Source organism: Oceanisphaera sp. IT1-181, from assembly GCF_033807535.1.
Lineage (GTDB): Bacteria > Pseudomonadota > Gammaproteobacteria > Enterobacterales > Aeromonadaceae > Oceanimonas.
This window is the reverse complement of the sequence record NZ_CP136856.1, coordinates 1,201,772-1,221,661: the sequence shown is the minus strand read 5'-3', so window position 1 is coordinate 1,221,661 and position 19,890 is coordinate 1,201,772. Positions and strand designations below refer to the sequence as shown.

At 51.3% G+C, this 19,890-nt stretch carries 14 protein-coding genes and 1 riboswitch; of the genes, 9 read left to right on the top strand and 5 right to left on the bottom strand.

Annotation, left to right across the window (positions count from 1 at the left end; genetic code table 11):
- Together nagA and R0134_RS05630 are read left to right on the top strand one after the other, a co-directional pair.
- Positions 1 to 1,179 (top strand): N-acetylglucosamine-6-phosphate deacetylase, encoded by a 1,179-nt coding sequence (nagA, locus tag R0134_RS05635; RefSeq protein WP_319783841.1) that lies wholly within the window; start codon positions 1 to 3, stop codon positions 1,177 to 1,179.
- Positions 1,180 to 1,189: 10 nt separating this feature from the next.
- Positions 1,190 to 1,507: a translation initiation factor gene (locus tag R0134_RS05630; protein ID WP_087034581.1), complete on the top strand. Its 318-nt coding sequence runs from the start codon at positions 1,190 to 1,192 to the stop codon at positions 1,505 to 1,507.
- Positions 1,508 to 1,541: 34 nt separating this feature from the next.
- Here the strand turns inward: R0134_RS05630 and R0134_RS05625 are convergent, their stop codons facing one another.
- A complete protein-coding gene (locus tag R0134_RS05625) occupies positions 1,542 to 2,456 on the bottom strand; it encodes a LysR substrate-binding domain-containing protein (protein WP_319783840.1) in 915 nt (304 codons plus the stop codon).
- A 142-nt stretch (positions 2,457 to 2,598) separates the two neighbouring features.
- Between R0134_RS05625 and R0134_RS05620 the strand changes: the two genes are divergently transcribed.
- The 3 genes from R0134_RS05620 to R0134_RS05610 all read left to right on the top strand — a co-directional run bounded on the left by R0134_RS05620 (position 2,599) and on the right by R0134_RS05610 (position 7,753).
- On the top strand, positions 2,599 to 3,864 hold the full coding sequence (locus R0134_RS05620; protein ID WP_319783839.1) for a D-amino acid dehydrogenase: 1,266 nt from the start codon (positions 2,599 to 2,601) through the stop codon (positions 3,862 to 3,864).
- A 160-nt stretch (positions 3,865 to 4,024) separates the two neighbouring features.
- Positions 4,025 to 4,993 (top strand): TAXI family TRAP transporter solute-binding subunit, encoded by a 969-nt coding sequence (locus R0134_RS05615; RefSeq protein WP_087034584.1) that lies wholly within the window; start codon positions 4,025 to 4,027, stop codon positions 4,991 to 4,993.
- Positions 4,994 to 5,167: 174 nt separating this feature from the next.
- A complete protein-coding gene (locus R0134_RS05610; RefSeq protein ID WP_319783838.1) occupies positions 5,168 to 7,753 on the top strand; it encodes a TRAP transporter permease in 2,586 nt (861 codons plus the stop codon).
- Between the two features lie 329 nt (positions 7,754 to 8,082).
- On the opposite strand, the gene nhaD is transcribed toward R0134_RS05610, so the two are convergent.
- A complete protein-coding gene (nhaD, locus tag R0134_RS05605; RefSeq protein ID WP_413641427.1) occupies positions 8,083 to 9,528 on the bottom strand; it encodes a sodium:proton antiporter NhaD in 1,446 nt (481 codons plus the stop codon).
- A gap of 346 nt (positions 9,529 to 9,874) precedes the next feature.
- Between nhaD and argA the strand changes: the two genes are divergently transcribed.
- Both argA and lysC read left to right on the top strand, forming a co-directional pair.
- Positions 9,875 to 11,203 carry an amino-acid N-acetyltransferase gene (gene argA, locus R0134_RS05600; protein WP_319783837.1) on the top strand — a complete coding sequence of 443 codons (1,329 nt, stop codon included), beginning with the start codon at positions 9,875 to 9,877 and terminating at the stop codon, positions 11,201 to 11,203.
- A gap of 77 nt (positions 11,204 to 11,280) precedes the next feature.
- Positions 11,281 to 11,456, top strand: a riboswitch (Lysine riboswitch).
- Positions 11,457 to 11,519: 63 nt separating this feature from the next.
- Complete coding sequence (lysC, locus tag R0134_RS05595; protein ID WP_319783836.1) at positions 11,520 to 12,857, top strand: lysine-sensitive aspartokinase 3; 1,338 nt, start codon at positions 11,520 to 11,522, stop codon at positions 12,855 to 12,857.
- Positions 12,858 to 12,953: 96 nt separating this feature from the next.
- Here lysC and R0134_RS05590 read toward each other — a convergent pair whose 3' ends face one another.
- Both R0134_RS05590 and topA read right to left on the bottom strand, forming a co-directional pair.
- Positions 12,954 to 13,130, bottom strand: a complete 177-nt coding sequence (locus R0134_RS05590; RefSeq protein WP_319783835.1) for a hypothetical protein — start codon at positions 13,128 to 13,130, stop codon at positions 12,954 to 12,956.
- Between the two features lie 135 nt (positions 13,131 to 13,265).
- Positions 13,266 to 15,896 (bottom strand): type I DNA topoisomerase, encoded by a 2,631-nt coding sequence (gene topA, locus R0134_RS05585; RefSeq protein ID WP_319783834.1) that lies wholly within the window; start codon positions 15,894 to 15,896, stop codon positions 13,266 to 13,268.
- Between the two features lie 438 nt (positions 15,897 to 16,334).
- On the opposite strand from topA, the gene astB reads away from it, so the two are divergent.
- A complete protein-coding gene (gene astB, locus R0134_RS05580) occupies positions 16,335 to 17,732 on the top strand; it encodes an N-succinylarginine dihydrolase (RefSeq protein WP_319783833.1) in 1,398 nt (465 codons plus the stop codon).
- Positions 17,733 to 17,859: 127 nt separating this feature from the next.
- Here the strand turns inward: astB and sohB are convergent, their stop codons facing one another.
- The gene (gene sohB / locus R0134_RS05575; protein WP_319783832.1) at positions 17,860 to 18,882 is read right to left on the bottom strand and encodes a protease SohB; all 1,023 of its coding nucleotides are present in this window, start codon (positions 18,880 to 18,882) and stop codon (positions 17,860 to 17,862) included.
- Positions 18,883 to 19,088: 206 nt separating this feature from the next.
- On the opposite strand from sohB, the gene R0134_RS05570 reads away from it, so the two are divergent.
- The gene (locus R0134_RS05570; protein WP_319783831.1) at positions 19,089 to 19,850 is read left to right on the top strand and encodes a YciK family oxidoreductase; all 762 of its coding nucleotides are present in this window, start codon (positions 19,089 to 19,091) and stop codon (positions 19,848 to 19,850) included.
- Positions 19,851 to 19,890: the final 40 nt, after the last annotated feature.

The following is a 19,890-nucleotide window of genomic DNA, read 5'->3' as shown; positions in this document are numbered from 1 at the left end:
ATGTTTGCGCTGACTGAGTGTCGTATTTTTACCGGTGAAGCTTGGCTTGAGCAGCAGGCCATTATTATTAATAACGGCCGCATTCAGGCGCTGCTGCCGGAGAAGACTTTAGATCCCGCGCTGCCCCGCATCCCACTGCAGGGAGCGCTGATAAGTGCAGGTTTTATTGACCTGCAACTTAATGGTTGTGGCGGTGTGATGTTTAACAGTGACATTAGCACTGCCACTTTGGCGCACATGCAGCGCACGAATTTAGCCTCGGGCACCACCAGCTTTTTGCCTACCCTGATCACCAGCCCAGACTCAGACATACGGGCGGCGCTCAGTGTCACTCGTGAATATATGCGGGGCCATGCCCATCAAGTGCTCGGCTTGCACCTTGAAGGTCCCTATCTGAATGTGGTGCGCAAGGGCATACACCCCGCTGCACAAGTGCGGGCACTGGACACTGACATGCTGGATTTTTTGTGCCAGCAGTCAGATGTACTCACCAAAATCACCTTGGCGCCGGAGTGCCATTCGCCCCAGCATATCCGCCAATTGGTGGCGGCGGGCATTAAAGTGGCTATCGGTCATACTGCCGCCAGCTTTGAGCAAGCTAAAGCCAGCTTTGCTGCCGGTATTAGCTTTGCCACCCATCTGTATAACGCCATGACGCCCACGGCTAACGGCCGCACACCGGGTGTGGTGGGTGCTATTTACGATAATGACTCTATTTACGCCGGTATTATTGCGGATGGCTTTCATGTGCACGGGGCTAATATCCGCTTGGCCCATAAAATAATGGGTGCGCGCTTATGTTTGGTGACCGATGCTACTGCCGCCGCCGGTGCGCCGGCTTCGCTTACTGAGTTTGATTTTTGTAGCACGACAGTGCGCATTAAAGACGGCCAATGCCTAGATGAACAGGGCACGCTGGGCGGCTCGGCGCTGACCATGATTGAAGGTGTGCGCTATTTGGTAAATACCGTGGGAATTTCCTTGGAGGAGGCCTTGTGTATGGCAAGCTTAAACCCCGCTAAAGCCATAGGCCGTGAACGCGACTTAGGCGCTATTGCGGTGGGCAAAGTGGCCAATCTGGTGATCCTTAGCGAGCAGCTGTCGGTATTAAACACAGTGGTGAATGGCCAGTTTACCAACTTACCCGATGCGCTTATCGGCCATCTGGACAATGAATGAGGGAAGAGGCGTGAATAACTTGGTTTACAGTACAGATCCTAATTGGCAAGACCCCGCAGATAAAGCCAATCAGGCTGAATCTTTATTTCCGGATGACGGCGTATTGCGTCTGCGTCGCGAAACCAAAGGCCGCAAAGGTGCCGGCGTGGTCTGCATTTACGGCGCATCAAGTGCCCAAGTGGGAGACTTGGCCAAGCAGCTTAAAAAGCAGCTAGGTACGGGGGGAGCCATCAAGAAAGGCGTGATTGAGATTCAAGGGGATCGCCTGCCGCAAATTGAGGCCTTCTTGCTCAAAAGCGGTTTTAAAGTCAAAAAAGTCGGTGGTTAGCTTAAGGCCACGCTAGGGGCTTAGGCCAATAAAGTTAGGCTAACAGAGTCTGCGCCGTGCGCTGCAATTCACTCAATAATGCCTGTTGAGCCTCGGTCAGCGTCTGATCGGTGCGGGTTACGCTATATAAGGTTACGAATAAAGGCGGGCTGAGGGGCCGCGTTTGTATGGCTGCACTTGCTTGCATGACCTCGCTCGACCCCGCTAAGCCGGTGAAAGGGTCAACGATGGCCACGCCCTGCCCCGCCGCCACCATGTGGCGCGCCAGTTGATAGGTTTGCACGCGAGTGCTGATTTTTACCGGCTGCTCCAGCGTGCGTAAGTGGCTTTCTAACAAGGCACCTAAACCGTCTTTATCATCCAGCCCTATCATATTCAGCCCGCCAAGGCTGGCCAACTGCAGCGGTAAGCCTGCCTCACTCACACTCCAAAAGCCGGCGGGGGCTATCGCCTGCATCTGACCTTGTGCTAATACCTCACACTGTAATCCAGGATGCGCAATACGTTGCAACGTTAGCCCCAGATCCGCCTGCCCTGCCACCAAAGCCGCCGCCAAGGCGTGGGTATGCTCTGTCGCCAAGCTACAGTCCACATCCGGATATAAGGCGCGCCACGCCACTAAGGATAACGGTAATACGCTGTGCGCCAAGGTAGGAGTACAGATCACGCTCACTCCGGTTTGCTGCTGTGGGCGCAGGCTGTACGCCAATTGGGTAAGGCGCTGTAAATCGGCGGCCAAGCGCTCGGTGGGCCCTTGCAGGATCAGCCCTTGGCGTGTGGGCACTAAGCGGCCCCGCTCCCGATGAAATAACGCAAAACCTAATGCTCGCTCCGCTTGTTGTAAGCGCTTGCTGGCTGCCGGCTGTGAGATATGCAGCAAGTCGGCGGCGGCAGTTAAGCTACCGGTTTGTAATACCGCTTGAAACAAGGCGATGTGGCCTAACTGCATCTTTACTCCTCACTTTTAATTTCTGGCTTCTAGCTTAAAAACAGTCCATAACCAAAGGTTATGGCTGCTGTGAATTTTTTCATTATTCGCCCCTCCCCGCAATGCCTATGCTTAAGCCATCAGCTTTTTAAGGGACTCACTTATGCGCGTTGCAATTATCGGCGGTGGCGTGATTGGTTTAACGACCGCCTATGCGTTGATTAATAAAGGCCACAGCGTCGATTTATTTGAACAAGAATCGGACGTCGGCCAAGCCACCAGCTTTGCCAACGGCGGCCAGCTCAGTTATCGCTACGTATCGCCCTTGGCGGATGCCGGAGTGCCCCTGCAAGCCTTAGGCTGGATGTTTAAAGCCGATGCGCCGCTGCGCTTTCGCCCACGCATGAGCCTGCATCAATGGCACTGGTGCTGGCGCTTCTTATTAGCGTGCCGGCACAGTGTTAATCAGCAAAACGGCGCGCACTTATTACGCCTCGCCCTCTATAGCCAGTCGATACTACATGACTGGCAGCAACACCATGGCTTAACTGACTTTTCGTGGCGAGCCAACGGCAAGATGGTGATTTATCGTAATCCCGCCAATTTTCGCCACGCGGCTAACAAGATAAAAGCAGACCCACTACAACAGGTGTTGGATCCCGAAGCCTGTTTGGCCGCTGAGCCTTCGCTGGCACATGTCGCGAGTCAGTTAGCCGGCGGCATTTTTTCGGCCGGTGATGAGGTGGGCGACTGCCAACTCTTTTGTCAGCGGCTATTAATGCGCTTACAACAAAATCCCAACTTTACCTTACATCTGGGTCAGCGGATTACCGAGATCAAGCTAGAGAATGGCCAAGTGCGTAGCCTGAAAATAAAAGCTGGCTCAGGAGCGTTCGAGCAGTTCGATGTAGATCATTTGGTGGTAGCCGCCGGCATGGGTAGCTTAGGACTATTAAACAGTGTGGGCATTAAGGTGCCTTTGTATCCGCTAAAGGGCTACAGCCTAACCTTGCCAGTGGCAGATATAAGTACCGTACCCAACACCAATGTCACCGATTATGACCGCAAGATTGTGTACGCCAGACTCGACCAGCAGCTGCGCGTTGCCGCCATGGTCGATATCGGCGCCAGCGATTCGGGCAATCATAAAGCCAAGCTGGATGCGGGGCGTATTGCCTCATTGCGCCAACAAGCCCAAGCCAGCTTTCCGGATGCGGGAGACTTTCAACAAGCCACGCCTTGGGCCGGTCTCAGACCTGCCACCCCCGAGGGCACACCTATTATTGGCGCCAGTGCCATTAAGAATCTGTGGCTTAATCTCGGTCACGGCAGTTTAGGCTTTACGCTGGCCTGTGGCAGTGCTCAAGTGTTGGCAAATTTGATTAATAATGAAGTAAGCCCCATCCCTTTAACCGGTTTACAAGGCTAACAATTATAATTTTTATGCGTTTGCTCTCGCTTAGGCATAATAAATTCGCAATAACAGCGGCTTTACATTAACGTATTTAACATATGTGGCTAATTATAAAGGGATCTTTTCACCTTTAAGCCATGTAAGTGTTACTGGGAAATAACCCGAGTCAATGAGAATGGAGAATCATACGATGATCAAGCTAGTGACGGGCGCCATGACGGCGCTTTTACTGAGCACGCAAGTCAGCGCCGAAGCGCGCTATGTCACCATAGGCACAGGTGGCCAAACCGGTGTGTATTACACCGCAGGTCAGTCTGTATGTCGTTTTCTTAACCGTGGCGCCGATGAGCATGACATTAAATGTAATGCTCCTTCCTCTGCCGGTAGTGTTAGCAACATAGTGGCGTTACAAAACAAAGACTACGACTTTGGTTTTATTCAATCGGATCACCAATACAAGGCGCTAGAAGGCCAGGCTCCGTTTGATAAAAAGCCGGTTAAAAACCTGCGTGCCGTGTTCTCACTGCAAAGTGAAATCCTGACCGTAGTGGTACGTAACGACAGCAAAATTAATGATTTTGACGATCTGAAAGGCAAGCGCGTCAACATTGGCGTCCCGGGCTCAGGTAGCCGCGATACCTTTGATGAAGTCATGACCGCCAATGGTTGGGATAAAAGCACCTTTTCACTGGCAGCTGAGTTAAAGCCAGCCGAAATGGCCGCGGCGTTAGGTGATAACAACCTAGACGCCATTACCTATGTAGTGGGTCACCCGAGTGGTGCCATTCAAGAAGCCCTGACTACGGCAGATGCCAAGCTGATCCCCGTGACTGGCCCTGGCATTGATAAGTTGCTTGAAACAGCGAGCTACTTTACTCGTGCCGATATTCCAGCTGGCCTCTACCCAGGTGTAGATAAGCCTATTCCGTCCATCGGCGGCAAAGCCGTGTTGGCCACCACCGAAGAAACAGATCCAGAAGTGGTGTATCAGTTAGTGAAATCAGTATTTGATAACTTAGATCGCTTCAAACGTTTACACCCAGCGTTTGCGGATCTGAAAGCCGAAGACATGATTTCAGCAGGTATTACCGCGCCGCTGCATGAAGGTGCTCAGCGTTATTATAAAGAGAAAGGCTGGTTATAAACTCAGCACTACTGAAAGCCCGCCCAGCACTGGGTGGGCTTTTTTCACATAATAAGATAAACGTACTAGGCTAAGGCCTTAAGTGACGTATTCTTACCTTAAGTCAAACCTCTGCTGAGTGATTAAGCAGGGGTTTGCTCTTCTCTATAGCCCAATTCAAATAGGTAAAAACCTATGTCAGAAAAACAATTGTCCGTAGAGGAGCTGATCGCCCAAGATGTGGGTGCCCGCTCGCCCAAAGGCCTGATGGCTAAAGTGAGTGCCGGACTCGCCTTACTCTGGTCTCTGTTCCAGTTATGGATTGCCTCACCGCTGCCGTTTATCGTCGGCGTTGGCATTTTTAACAGTACCGAACAGCGTTCCATCCACTTGGCGTTTGCCCTACTACTGACGTTTTTAGTCTTTCCTGCGCTTAAATCTTCTCCGCGCGATAGAGTGCCATTCCTCGATATTGCTCTTGGCCTGATTGCTGCGGCCAGTGCAGCTTATTTGTTTATCTTTTATCAAGAATTATCCCAACGACCCGGTACCTTAACCACCGCCGATTTAGTGACCTCTTGTATAGGCATAGTTCTATTATTAGAAGCCACCCGCCGAGCGCTGGGTCCGCCATTAGCCATTATTGCGCTGATATTTTTAGCTTACAGTTTAGCCGGTCCTTATATGCCGAGCCTGTTGGCCCACAGAGGCGTGACCTTTAGTGCGTTGGCCAACCATCAGTGGATCACCACCGAGGGTGTATTTGGTATCGCGCTGGGTGTGTCGACCAGCTTCGTGTTTTTATTCGTGTTATTTGGCGCCCTGTTAGAACGTGCAGGGGCCGGCCATTACTTTATTCAATTGGCCTTTAGCTTATTGGGTCATATGCGTGGCGGCCCTGCCAAAGCGGCGGTCGTGGCGTCGGGGTTAACCGGCATGATCTCCGGCTCCTCCATTGCCAACGTGGTTACCACAGGCACCTTTACAATTCCTATGATGAAGCGCACCGGTTTTTCGGCAGAAAAAGCCGGCGCGATAGAAGTCGCTTCCTCGGTGAATGGCCAAATTATGCCGCCGGTAATGGGTGCCGCCGCCTTCTTGATGGTGGAATACATTGGTATGCCCTATGTGGATATCATCAAACACGCCTTCTTACCCGCTACTATCTCTTATATTGCCCTGCTTTATATCGTGCATTTAGAGTCGATGAAGCTCGGCTTACAGCCCATAGGTGGCCGCGTACCTAAGCCTTGGTTGCGTCGCTTAACTGGCTTTGCCTTTGGTGCCGCCTTGATCAGCGGTCTGTCGTTAGCTGTTTATTATGGCTTAGGCTGGCTTAAACCTGTGCTGGGGCAGCATGTGCTGCCTGGAGTCGGGATCTTATTGGCCATCGCCTATTTGGGTCTGCTAAAAGTGGCCGCCAGTGTGGCGCCTTTGCCGCCAGAAGATCCGAACGCTACCCTAGACACACTGCCGGAAACCCGTGCTGTGCTGTTATCCGGGTTGCACTTTTTATTACCGGTGGTGGTCTTGGTGTGGTGCTTGATGGTGGAGCGCTTATCCCCGGGCTTGTCAGCTTTTTGGGGCAGCATGATGCTGGTGACTATCTTACTCACCCAGCGCCCACTGCTTAGCTTGATGCGCCGCGACCGCAATCATGATGACGGCAACTTTATGGATGGCTTGGTGGACTTACGTGAAGCACTCCTTGCCGGTGCACGCAACATGATTGGTATCGGCATTGCCACCGCCGCCGCGGGCTTAATTGTGGGAGCCGTCTCGCAAACCGGTGTGGGCTTGGTATTAGCAGACTTGGTCGAGCTGTTGTCCATGGGCAACCTGCTGCTAATGCTGTTATTAGTCGCCGTATTTAGCTTGGTACTGGGCATGGGGTTACCCACCACCGCCAACTATATAGTGGTGTCCAGCTTGCTAGCGCCAGTCGTGGTTACCTTGGGTCAGCAAAATGGCCTGATAGTACCGCTGATTGCCGTGCATATGTTTGTGTTTTACTTCGGCATTATGGCAGACGTAACGCCGCCGGTGGGCTTGGCTTCCTTTGCCGCCGCCGCTGTTTCAAAAGGCGACCCGATTAAAACCGGTATCACGGCCTTCTATTACAGCCTGCGTACCGCTGCCCTGCCGTTCTTGTTTATCTTTAATACCGACTTGCTGTTGATTGACGTGAGTTTTTGGCATGGGGTGCTGGTCTTTATTATCGCCACCGCCGCCATGCTGATATTTGCCGCAGGTACCCAAGGCTATTTCTTGGTGCGCAGCCGCTGGTATGAAGGTGTACTGTTATTACTGGTGGCCTTTACGCTGTTCCGCCCGGGCTTTTGGATGGACATGCTCCACGACCCTTATCGAGAAGTGCCGCCGGCACAGTTTGAGCAGACACTGGGTGATCTGCAAGCTGACAGTAAAATGCGCCTACGTATCCAAGGGCAAGATGCAGTCGGTGATATTAAGGAATTCAGCGTGCTATTACCTGTGCCCTCGGGTGACACCAGTGCCGAGCGACTCGAAAAGCTGGGCCTAATGCTCTATGAGCAAGACGGCAAAGTATTGATCGATAGCGTCTCATTCGCCAGTCCAGCGGCCGATGCCGGCTTAGACTTTGATCAGCAAATTATGCTGGTCCTCGCACCCACCGAGCGCTGGCTAAAAGAGCTGATATGGATCCCTGGCTTCTTGATACTGGCATTAGTAGTGTGGCTACAGCGCCGCCGCCAACCCAAGGTTAAGGAGCGCCATCCGCTAACTAACACCTTGCAATAAGCACACCGCTTAGCTAAATCAAAAGCCCCAACCTAGGTTGGGGCTTTTTTTGGCGTGTGAGGTGTATAAATCACCGGTTTATTTTATCTTTTGTAGGTGGCCGTTTCTTCGGCGAAGAGGACTTCGCCACGGTTTATTGTTTGGGGCTTAAAGCATTCTGCTACGCAGAACCGCCGAATAAATTGGCGGCTACAAAACACTACTGCGCTGGGTCTTAAATAGCCTGCTATGCTGGCCGGCGAATAAATTGCCGGGCTACATTAAACAAAAAGCCCTGACGCATAACGTCAGGGCTGATTTAGAACCGCCACTCAACTCAGCCATCAGGCTTAGCCAAATATATTAAAGCTATCGGCGTTAAGCCACAGGTGCGCCAAGATACTGGCCACATAACCGAGCAGAATAACCGGCGCCCATTTCAGGTGACCGAAGAAGGTATACATGCCTCGTGCTTGGCCCATTAAGGCCACACCCGCCGCCGAGCCTACCGATAACAAGCTGCCGCCCACACCGGCCGCTAAGGTGACTAATAGCCAGTTACCGTGAGACATGTCCGGCTCCATGCTCAAAACTGCAAACATTACCGGAATATTATCGACCACCGCCGAGATAAGCCCAATGGCAATATTGGCGTACATGGCATCCCACTGGCCATATAAGAACTCAGAGCCCAGCGCCAAATAGCCCATAAAACCAAGCCCGCCCACGCACATTACCACGCCGTAGAAGAACAATAAGGTGTCCCACTCAGCACGGGCAACCTTACTGAACACATCAAATGGCACCACACTGCCTAAGCGCTGCAAGGCTTCTTCATCACCGCGCTTAACGGCCATGACTTTTTGCCGCGCCACCGAACTGTCCAAGGTTTGACGTAAGTAATAACCAAAAAACTGCAAATAGCCTAAGCCCGTCATCATGCCCAGTACCGGTGGCAAGTCAAGTATGCTTTGGCAGGCCACAGCAGTGGCGACTGTTAATAAGAATAAAAACACGATGCGCAGCGCGCCGCGCTTTAACACCGCTTTTTCATACACCGCTACTGGACAGCGGTTTTCGATAAAAAAGCTCATGATCACGGCAGGGACTAAGTAGTTAAGCACGGCGGGGATAAACAAAATGAAGAATTCATTGAACTGAATAATGCCCGCTTGCCATACCATCAAGGTGGTGATGTCGCCAAACGGACTAAAGGCGCCGCCGGCGTTGGCCGCAATCACGATATTAACGCAGCAAATATTGATAAATTTCTTATCGCCCTCGGCTACCTTGATCACCACCGCACTCATCAACAGCGCTGTCGTTAAGTTATCCGCCACCGGCGAGATAAAGAAGGCCAAGATGCCGGTTAACCAGAATAAGGATTTATAACTAAAGCCACGGCGGATCATCCAAGAGCGCAAGGCATCAAACAGGCCCCTGTCTTCCATGGCGCTGATATACGTCATGGCCACCAGTAAGAACAACAGCAGCTCAGCGTATTCTAATAAATTATGACGAAACGCTTCTTTGGGCAGGTCGCCAAAGCCACTGTTCATATAGGTCCAGCCGATAGCGACCCAGATAATGCCGGCTGCAACCAACACTGGCTTAGATTTTCTCAGATGCAGATATTCTTCGGCCATCACTAGGATATAGGCGAAGACGAACACGGCGAGCGCGAAAATGCCGATGTTAGTGTGGGTCAAATCAAGCGGCAACTCGGCCGCAGATACCGAGGTGCTGAACAGTGCTAACAGCCCTCCGATGGTGAGTAAGGACAGCTTCCTTTGCATGTGTGTTCTCGCTTTTTTGTTATTTTGGCTGTTGTTGTTTTAGCTATAGTCTCGCAGGTGTTTTTGACGCTCTTTTCTACAGATGAAGCCTAACATAAAGCCCCATACAAGGGCGCTGCATTCTTGGTGCTTGCTCGCATTTTTCAAATCAAAATGCGCTAGATCAAACTTACCCTCTAACATCTGCCGGTCCTCTCATTTAAGCCCAGCCAACTATCGCAAAAAATGGCGCACATTAGCGCCGCCGCCCACGCTTTATCGAATAAAAGTAATTAATTACCCTTGTTTTTTGCATGAATTTTCACGACCATGCTGTTTTACCCTGTTGTTAAGCCAAGGATGCTCTGTGCGCGATACCGATGCTGCATTAGTAAAAGCGTTTCGCCAATCTAGCCCCTATGTGAATTTACATAGAGGCTCGACCTTTGTGGTTATGTTAGGCGGCGAAGCCATTGATCAAGATAACTTCCCCAATATCATCAGCGATATAGCGCTCTTGACCAGCCTTGGCATTCGATTGGTGATCGTGTTTGGTGCGCGCCCGCAAATTGACAAAGGCTTGGCCGAAGCTAAATTGGACAATGTGTTTCATAAACACACCCGCGTTACCGATGAGCACAGCTTTCGCATCATCAAAGATGTCTGTGGCGGCTTGCAAATGGACATAATGGCGCGTTTGTCGATGGGCCTCATTAATACGCCCATGCAAAATGCCCGCATCAACGTGGTCACCGGTAACTTTGTGACCGCCCAACCGCTGGGCATTGATGATGGCGTCGACTATCAACACTCGGGCCGCGTGCGCCGCATTCATACGGATACCATCAATCATCAGTTGGTGAATGGTGCCACCGTGCTTATTTCCCCGATTGGTTTTTCGGTGACCGGTGAGAGCTTTAACTTATCCTCAGAAGAGCTGGCGCGCCGACTCGCCATCGAGCTAAAAGCCACCAAGTTAATTGGCTTTTGCTCTCAGCTAGGTGTGCTCGACGAAGACGACAACGCCATTCCTGAGCTATTACCTGAACAGGCAGAAGAGCATTTACAGCGCTTAATGGCCGAAGGCGATACCTTATCGGGCACGGCGCGTTACTTGCGCGCGGCCATTGCCAGTTGCCGTGCCGGTGTGCCGCGCAGCCACTTGGTGAGCTACAAAGAAGATGGTGCGCTTATTCAAGAGTTGTTTACCCGCGATGGCTTAGGCACCCAGTTAGTCAGCCAAAGTGCCGAGCAAGCGCGTCAGGCGCGCATCGATGATATTGGCGGTATCTTGGATTTGATCCGCCCCCTCGAGGAAGAAGGCGTACTGGTACGCCGCTCTCGAGAGCAGTTAGAAATGGAAGTGGACCAATTCACTATCATCGAAAAAGACGGTGCTATTATCGGCTGTGCGGCCTTATATCCGTTCCCGGATGAAGCCATGGCCGAAATGGCCTGTGTGGCTATTCATCCGGACTACCGACGTGGCAGCCGTGGCGACATGCTGTTGTACAAAGTGGAAGAACAGGCGAAAAAGCGCGGCATGAGCCGACTGTTTATTTTGACCACGCGCTCCATTCATTGGTTTAGAGAACGCGGCTTTGAGCCGGTGGACGTAAGCGCGCTGCCGATGGGCAAGCAAGCGCTGTATAATTATCAGCGTCGCTCTAAAATCATGATGAAAGACTTAATATAAGTCTGTTCAGCAGTTAACAATTGACAATAAAGCACCACCTAGTAACTATGTGGTGGCCCGTTTTACGGGCAGACTTTTCGGACAGAAGAGGTGCGTTATTCAGGTAACCGATGCTAGGAGCTGCCACTCCCAAAATGCTCGGCCAGGGGAGATAACGCCGAGCGGCGCACAAGAGACAGCTTTTGCGCTGCGGCTTTGAGGGCTGAATCCTTCAGGCTGTCGCCTAATCAAGGGCTGGCGTGCTTCTAAGTGACCTTTCACGTCCCTGCAGCCGTTTCCCATTACTTATTATTTTGCACCTATCAAGGAGCTGCAGTTGAGCCAGTTAACCGTTGCTAAATTTGGTGGCACCAGTGTCGTTGACGCTGAGGCCATGAGTCGTTGTGCCCTTATTCTTGAAGAAAATCCTAACACTCGCTTAGCGGTATTGAGTGCGAGCTCAGGCGTGACCAATATTCTGGTAGCCTTGGCATCTGGTGAACAACTGCCCGATGCCCGCACGGCTTTATTAGGGCAGCTCACCGAGATCCAGCAAGGGATCCTGAATAGCCTCGATAAACCTGAAATGCTCACCCGTCATATCGAAGATATCTTGGTGCACATTAAAGAGTTGTCCGACAGTGCCGCTATTAGCCCTACCAAGGCCTTGCACGATGAAATCGTGGCGCAGGGTGAGCTGATGTCGACGCGCTTGTTTGTGGAGCTGCTGCGCAGCCGTGGCACCCCCGCGGTGTGGTTTGATGTGCGAAAAGTGATGCGTACCGATGACCGCTTTAGCCGCGCTACTCCAGATTTAGCGAATTTACAGGCCGAAGTGGAAAAAGAGTTAGCGCCGCTGTGTGCCAATCAGTTGGTGGTCACACAAGGCTTTATTGGCGCCGCCAAAGATGGCCGCACCACCACGCTTGGCCGCGGTGGCAGTGATTTTTCCGCCGCACTGTTAGCGGAAGCCCTCAACGCCGTGGCCGTACAAATCTGGACCGATGTACCGGGTATTTACACGACCGACCCCCGCTTAGTGACAGCAGCGCGCCCGATTAGCGAAATCAGCTTTAGCGAAGCCTCTGAAATGGCGACCTTTGGCGCTAAGGTCTTGCACCCTGCCACCTTGCAGCCAGCAGTACGCCAGCAAATTCCGGTGTTTGTCGGTTCAAGCAGAGCGCCTGAATCCGGCGGCACTTGGATCCGCAATGAAACCGACAGCCAGCCATTGTTTCGCGCCATTGCTCTGCGTCGCAATCAGGTATTGCTGACGCTCACCAATCAGAGCATGTTTCAAGTACACGGCTTCCTGGCCGAAGTCTTTGGCATCTTGGCCAAGCATAAAATCTCGGTGGATTTAATCACTACGTCGGTGATCAGCGTGTCACTGACGCTAGACTCAGGCGCCGAGCTGTTAACCGACGAAGTGCGTGAAGAGCTAAACAAGCATTGTCATTTGCAGGTAGAGCACGACTTGGCGCTGATCGCCTTAATTGGTAATCGCATGAGTGAAGTCAGCGGCACCAGCAGTCAGGTGTTTAAGGCTTTAATCGACGTAAACGTACGCATGATTTGCTACGGTGCCAGCTCCCATAACTTGTGCTTCTTGATACCCGAAGCCGACTCAGATCGGGTCGTAAACACCCTACATCAAGAATTGCTGCCTGCTTAACACTGGCTAATAAGAGACCAATAAAAAGGCAGTTATCAGGTGATAACTGCCTTTTTTTATCTTCGAGTTTTTATAATTGAGCCTGATACTCGATGCTTAACGCTTTAAGTGCGGGTTCTCTGCCAACACGTCACTGATGTGCACTTGGAAGGGAGCCGGTTCATCTTCGCGCTGCAGCAATACCTGTTGGTTTGGTATATCCACTTCCAGCACATAGCCTGAGCCCAGTGTGGTGTAACACAGCATGCCGGGCGTTAACTGATGAATATCCATATCCACTCCCTTTATGTGACGCTAAAAAAGCGGTACGCGGTACGCCTTACGCAGAACATCAAAACAGGGTGTTCATAACGTTTAACGTACAGCGCAGAACGTAAAAGGCCAGCGCAATGCGCTGGCCTAATGAGTTTACTTCTTACTTTTCTGAGCTTGTACCCACTTGCCATCTATATAATGGGCGGTCCAGCCGGTGGCTTTTTTCTCTATTTCCGTCATCACGTACTGCTCTTTATTCTTACGGCTATAGCGCACGACTGCTTTGTTACCCTCGGGATCCTTAACGGGCGCCTCGGTCAAATAAGTGAACTTAGGCGACAGTCGGTCTTTAAACTGCACCAGCTCTTCCACTAAGGGCGCACGGGTTTCACGCGATTTAGGAAAGTTGCTGGCCGCCATAAAGATACCGGCCGCGCCATCGCGCAACACAAAATAGGCGTCAGACTGAGTACAAGGTAATTCGGGTAAATGCACCGGATCTTCTTTGGGCGGTGCCACGTCGCCGTTTTTTAAGATCTTGCGGGTGTTTTTACACTCTTCATTGGTACAGGCCATGTACTTACCGAAGCGGCCATTTTTCAGCTGCATTTCAGCAGTACAGCGATCGCACTCAATGACAGGACCGTCGTAGCCTTTAAGCTTAAATTGCCCTTCTTCCAGCTCATAACCATCGCAGTCGGGGTTTTGGCCACACACATGGAGCTTGCGCTTATCATCGATAAAGTAGGCATCCATGGCGGTGCCACACTTTTCACAGCGGTGCTTGGCACGCAGCGCATCGGTTTCGGCTTCTTCGTCGTTCGCCAGTACAAACTCATCACCGGGCACCAAGTTAATGGTTTGCTTACAGCGCTCTTTCGGCGGTAAGGCATAGCCTGAGCAACCCAAAAACACGCCGGTGCTGGCGGTACGAATGCCCATATCTCGGTCACAAGTGGGGCACTTGATATCGGTGATCACCATTTCATTGGCACGCATGCCGCCCTCTTCTGCGGGGCGCTCAGCTTTGGCTAACTCTTCGGTAAATTCCGCGTAAAAGGCGTCCAGAACTGTGGTCCAGTTCAGCTCGCCATGAGCGATTTCATCGAGCTTACTTTCCATTTGCGCGGTGAAGTCATAGTTCATCAGCTCGGCAAAACTTTCTTGCAGACGATCGGCGACTATCTCGCCCATTTTTTCGGCATAGAAACGGCGGCTTTCCACCTTCACATAGCCACGGTCTTGAATGGTGGAAATAATAGCCGCGTAAGTCGAGGGACGACCGATGCCACGTTTCTCGAGCTCGCGCACCAGTGCCGCCTCACTAAAACGTGCGGGTGGCTTGGTAAAGTGCTGCTTAGGATCCAACTGCTCAAGCTTAAGCGTCTCGCCTGCTTGCACCGCTGGCAGCACCGTATCTTCACCTTTTCGGCCTTTAGCGGCTTCTTGAACCTTGGTCCAACCGGCAAAGCGTAAGATGCGACCACGGGCTTTTAAATCGTAATCACCGGCGCGCACGGTAATGGTGGTGCTGTCATACAAAGCCGGCGTCATCTGGCAGGCCAAGAATTGGCGCAAAATTAAATCGTACAAACGCTTGGCGTCCGCTTCCATGCCATTGAGATCTTCGGCACTTAAGGTCACATCGGACGGGCGGATCGCTTCGTGCGCTTCTTGAGCATTGGCCTTGGCACTGTAAACAACAGGATTTTCTGGCAGGTAATCGGTGCCGTATTGCTGCTCGATAAATTCCCGAGCGCTGGCCACCGCCTCTTGGCTTAAGTTGGTGGAGTCGGTACGCATATAGGTAATGTAGCCGGCTTCATACAGGCGCTGGGCCAACATCATGGTGCGTTTTACGCCAAAGCTTAAGCGGGTGCTGGCTGCCTGTTGCAAGGTCGAGGTAATAAAAGGCGCCGACGGTTTGCTTTGGGTAGGCTTATCATCACGCGACACCACTTCAAAGCTGCTGGCTGTAAGCGAGGCGACCGCCGCCATGGCGTCGGTTTCATTATCGGGCTTAAATTCTTTACCTTTAAATTTCGCTACGGCCATCGACAGCGCTAATTGTTCGGTGTTGCTAAGCTGGGCTTGAATATCCCAATATTCTTCGGGGACGAACGCTTTAATCTCGCGCTCTTTTTCCACGAGTAAGCGCACCGCTACCGATTGTACGCGGCCTGCGGATAAGCCACGGGCCACTTTCTTCCACAACAGTGGCGACACCATGTAGCCAACTACGCGATCTAAAAAGCGGCGTGCTTGCTGGGCGTCCACGCGAAATTGATTGAGCTCAGAGGGCTGGCTAAAAGCTTCTTGAATAGCAGACTTGGTGATCTCGTTAAATACTACCCGCTTAAAGCGCGAATCGTCCCCCCCGATCAGCTCTTTGAGGTGCCAAGCAATGGCTTCCCCTTCGCGGTCCAAATCCGTTGCGAGATAGATGATGTCGGCTTTTTCAGCCAATGCTTGTAATTCGGTGACCACCTTCTCTTTACCCGGCAAAATTTGATAATTTGCCTGCCAGCCGTTGTTCGGGTCTATGCCCATGCGCGCAATCAAGGCCTTTTGGTCTTTTTGCGCTTTCAGCTTGGCTTTCTGCTCAGGGCTCAGAGATTTAGTATCAACTTTTTTAGCCGGCGCTTTTTTAGCCAGCGCCGAGCCAGAGGTTGGCAAGTCACGCACGTGGCCGACACTGGACTTAACGATAAAGTCTTTGCCCAGATATTTGTTGATGGTTTTTGCCTTAGCAGGCGATTCCACTATTACCAGCGATTTACTCATAAAGCGCGTTTCTATCCTTCAGGTCTGGCCCCAAAATGGGGTCCGGCGGCAAGGTGATAACGGCTGTATAAGTGAAAATGCCGTGAAATGCAAACTTGCCCGGAAAAAATGAATTGAATTTATATGTACTTATTAACACCTTGATACCAACAGGAATCAACCGGTTTTTTAGTTACGCTGACTGTTCGTCCGCTTTTTATGCATTATGTGGCTTGAGCTTTGCGGATGCCTCCAAAAGCCAAGCCTATGCTGTTAATGTTAAGTTACAACTCATATAGAAAGCCACCTATAATGGCGCAAAGGCTCAAAGCCGCCATTTTAGTACTACTTTTTCGCACGATATTCTCGCACGATAATTTTCGTTCTATAAAAGGTAAGCCCTAACATAAGCCCTCACTGCAAACACTTAACCTGCATACAGACCTAAGGAGCCAGCCAATGACTTTGCCGGCGCATAATCGGGGTAGAGCAACCTCATTCGAAGCCAATTTTGATGGCCTAGTGGGCCCCACTCACAACTACGCGGGCCTGTCTTACGGCAATATTGCCTCACAAGGTAGCGCACAAGCGAGCTCAAATCCAAAACAAGCCGCGCTACAAGGCTTACAAAAGATGAAGAGCTTAAGCGATTTAGGCTTAATTCAAGGGGTATTAGCGCCTCAAGAACGCCCCGATGTGCATACCCTGCGCCAGCTCGGTTTTAGCGGCACTGACGCTCAAGTGCTAGACAAGGCCTATCGCGAAAACCCAGCATTATTGGCCGCTTGTAGCTCCGCCTCCAGCATGTGGACCGCTAATGCGGCCACCGTATCCCCCAGCGCCGACACTCAAGATAATCGGGTGCACTTTACGCCCGCGAATCTTAATAATAAGTTTCATCGCGCCATCGAACATCCCGTTACCGGTCGTATCTTGAGTCAGGTATTTAATAATGATGAGTTTTTTTGTCATCATCCTGCGCTACCCAGCCAAGACGCATTTGGCGACGAAGGTGCGGCTAATCACACACGGCTGTGTACTGATTATCACGCACCTGGACTTGAGCTATTTGTATACGGGCGCAGCGCCTTTAATCCACACTTACCTGCGCCTCAGCGCTATCCGGCACGCCAAACGCTAGAGGCCTCGCGAGCCGTAGCTCGATTGCACGGTTTAAGTGAACATAACACGCTATTTATTGCCCAAAACCCGGCCATTATCGACCAAGGGGTATTTCATAATGATGTGATTGCGGTGGGCAACCAAAATGTGCTGTTTTTTCATGAGTCGGCGTTTTTAGACAGTAAAGCTACGCTGGCCGCCATTCAAGCCAAGTTGCCAAGCTCTGGGGTAAAGAACACTGAGTTAGCAAACAATGAACTCTACTTTATTGAAGTCAGTGAAGCAGATGTGCCACTGGCCGATGCCATCAGCAGCTATTTATTCAACACTCAAATTGTAACGATAAGCCCCGGTCACATGGTGATTATTGCGCCTTTGGAATGCGCCCATACGCCCAGCGTCAGCGCTTATCTGGATAAGCTGCTCAGCCTTAATACGCCCATTAAAGACGTGTACTTTATGGATGTAAAACAAAGTATGCGCAATGGCGGTGGCCCCGCTTGCTTGCGCTTGCGGGTAGCGTTAAATCAAGCAGAGTTGGCGGCCACTAACCCCGCCTGCTTACTGGACGAGACGCTCTTTACGCGGCTCAACCGCTGGGTTGAGACACATTATCGCGACCGGTTAAGCCTGAGTGATTTGCGCGACCCCAACTTGTTGCAGGAATCACGCAGCGCACTGGATGAGCTCAGCCAAATTCTAAACTTGGGCAGTGTGTATGAGTTTCAGCGCTAACTGAACGCTATAAGCCATATGCTACGCGCTGTAAGTTAAGGCCAACGGCGAGCGCGCTGGCCTACAGGGTTTGGAGCTGTTGTTAGCTGACGGCATAAGGCTTAAAGCGTATCGCGGCCCGAAGGGCTTAGCTAAACGGGCGTTGGGCGGCGGAGATGAATTTAAGTACCGCACGGCTGATGCCGAGCTCTACCGCTTGGGTGAGCTTTTCTTTGAGGTTTTTCTTCGGCTGATAATGCAGGCGGATCACCCGTTTATTGGCGCTTTGGCTTAACAAATACTCACTGCTGGTCGACAATTCATCCACCAAACCTAACTCAAGGGCATCTGTGCCCAACCAGTGCTCGCCGGTGGCGACTTTTTCCAGTGCCAGTGCGGGGCGATTCGCGGCGATAAAGTCTTTAAATCTATGATGGATCACTTCCAGCTCTTCTTGAAACTTAGCGCGACCCGCATCGTCATTTTCACCAAATAACGTCAGGGTACGCTTGTAGGCGCCCGCCGTGTGCAGCTCTACGTCTATGTCTTTATTTTTCAAAAATTTATTAAAGTTAGGCATTTGGGCCACCACGCCAATGGAGCCGACGATAGCAAAAGGAGCGGCAATAATGCGTTCGGCCACACAGGCCATCATATAACCACCACTGGCGGCCACTTTATCTACCGCTACCGTTAAGTGCAGACCGTGTGCCTTAATGCGAGCCAGCTCGGCTGCGCCTAAGCCATAACCGTGCACCACGCCGCCGCCAGACTCCAAACGCACCAGTACGTCATCGCCCGCCTTAGCCAATTGCAATAAGCCGGTGATCTCTCGGCTTAAGCCACTCACTTCATGAGCGTCCATGCTGCCATTAAAATCCAACACATAAAGACGTGCTTTATCATCACTGGCTTTTTTGTCGGCCTTAGCCACGGCTTTAAATTGTTGTTTTAACTGCTTGCGCTCATGATCATTAAGCGCACAAGCCAGTTGTAGTTGTTGGCTTTGTTGACGTAAATCGCTACTTACATCCTCTAACACCAGCCGATTAGCGCCGCGCTTTTGTTTGGTCGCGGCATTAGTAATTAGGGCTATAACAAACCCTATGGCCAGTACTAAGGTCAGGGTTTTAGCGGCAAACAGGCCATAATGGTAAAAAAAATCTAACATGAGGTTTCCTTGAGACAGACATAAAGCCTAATGAGGCTCATTGTAAAAGCCTTGGCCCAGAACACCAACGGTCATTTTACTTATCAGCCTCTTAAGCGGCTGATAAGGCAGTATTGACTCGTCATTTTTGCTCGTTAGCACTAGCATCCCAGCCCAGAGTCTGGTTTGATCCCACTATCACCTGTTATTAAGAGAACTCAGCTCAGATGCTCGATTATCACGCAGCCCCGGATTTACTCGCAAATAAAGTCATTTTGATTACTGGCGCAGGCGATGGCATTGGTCGCCAAGCCGCACTCCAATATGGAGCCCACGGTGCCACCGTAATATTACTCGGCAAAACCGTGAAAAAATTGGAAGCGGTTTACGATGAACTGCTCGCTCAAGGTAGCCCAGAGCCAGCCATTATTCCGCTGGATTTAAATGGCGCTACTAAAAATCATTATCAAGACTTGGCAGAAACCCTAAAGCAGCAATTTGGCCGCTTAGATGGGGTATTATTTAATGCCAGTCATCTGAGCGTATTGGGCCCGTTTGAAATGATCGGTGAAGATGAGTGGGATCAGGTGATGCAGGTTAACCTAAAGTCACAGTTTTTACTGACTCAAGCGTTATTGCCCTTGTTAAAAGCCACCCCCGACTCATCCATTGTTTACACCAGCTCAGGCGTGGGTAAACAAGGCCGTGCTTATTGGGGCAGTTATGCAATTTCAAAATTTGCCACCGAAGGCATGATGCAAGTGCTGGCCGATGAGCTAAGCAACAGCTCAGTGCGCGCCAACTGCATTAACCCCGGCGCCACCCGTACCGATATGCGATCTCGTGCTTATCCAGGTGAAGATCCGATGAGCTTGCGCACCGCCGCTGAGATTATGCCGCTGTACTTGTATTTGATGGGCAAAGACAGCGTGACCGTCAACGGCCAATCCCTCGATGCCCAACCTGATAAAGTACAACGTAAAGTCTAAGATCGGCATAGGATCTAGGTCTTAAATTTACTTACCGATG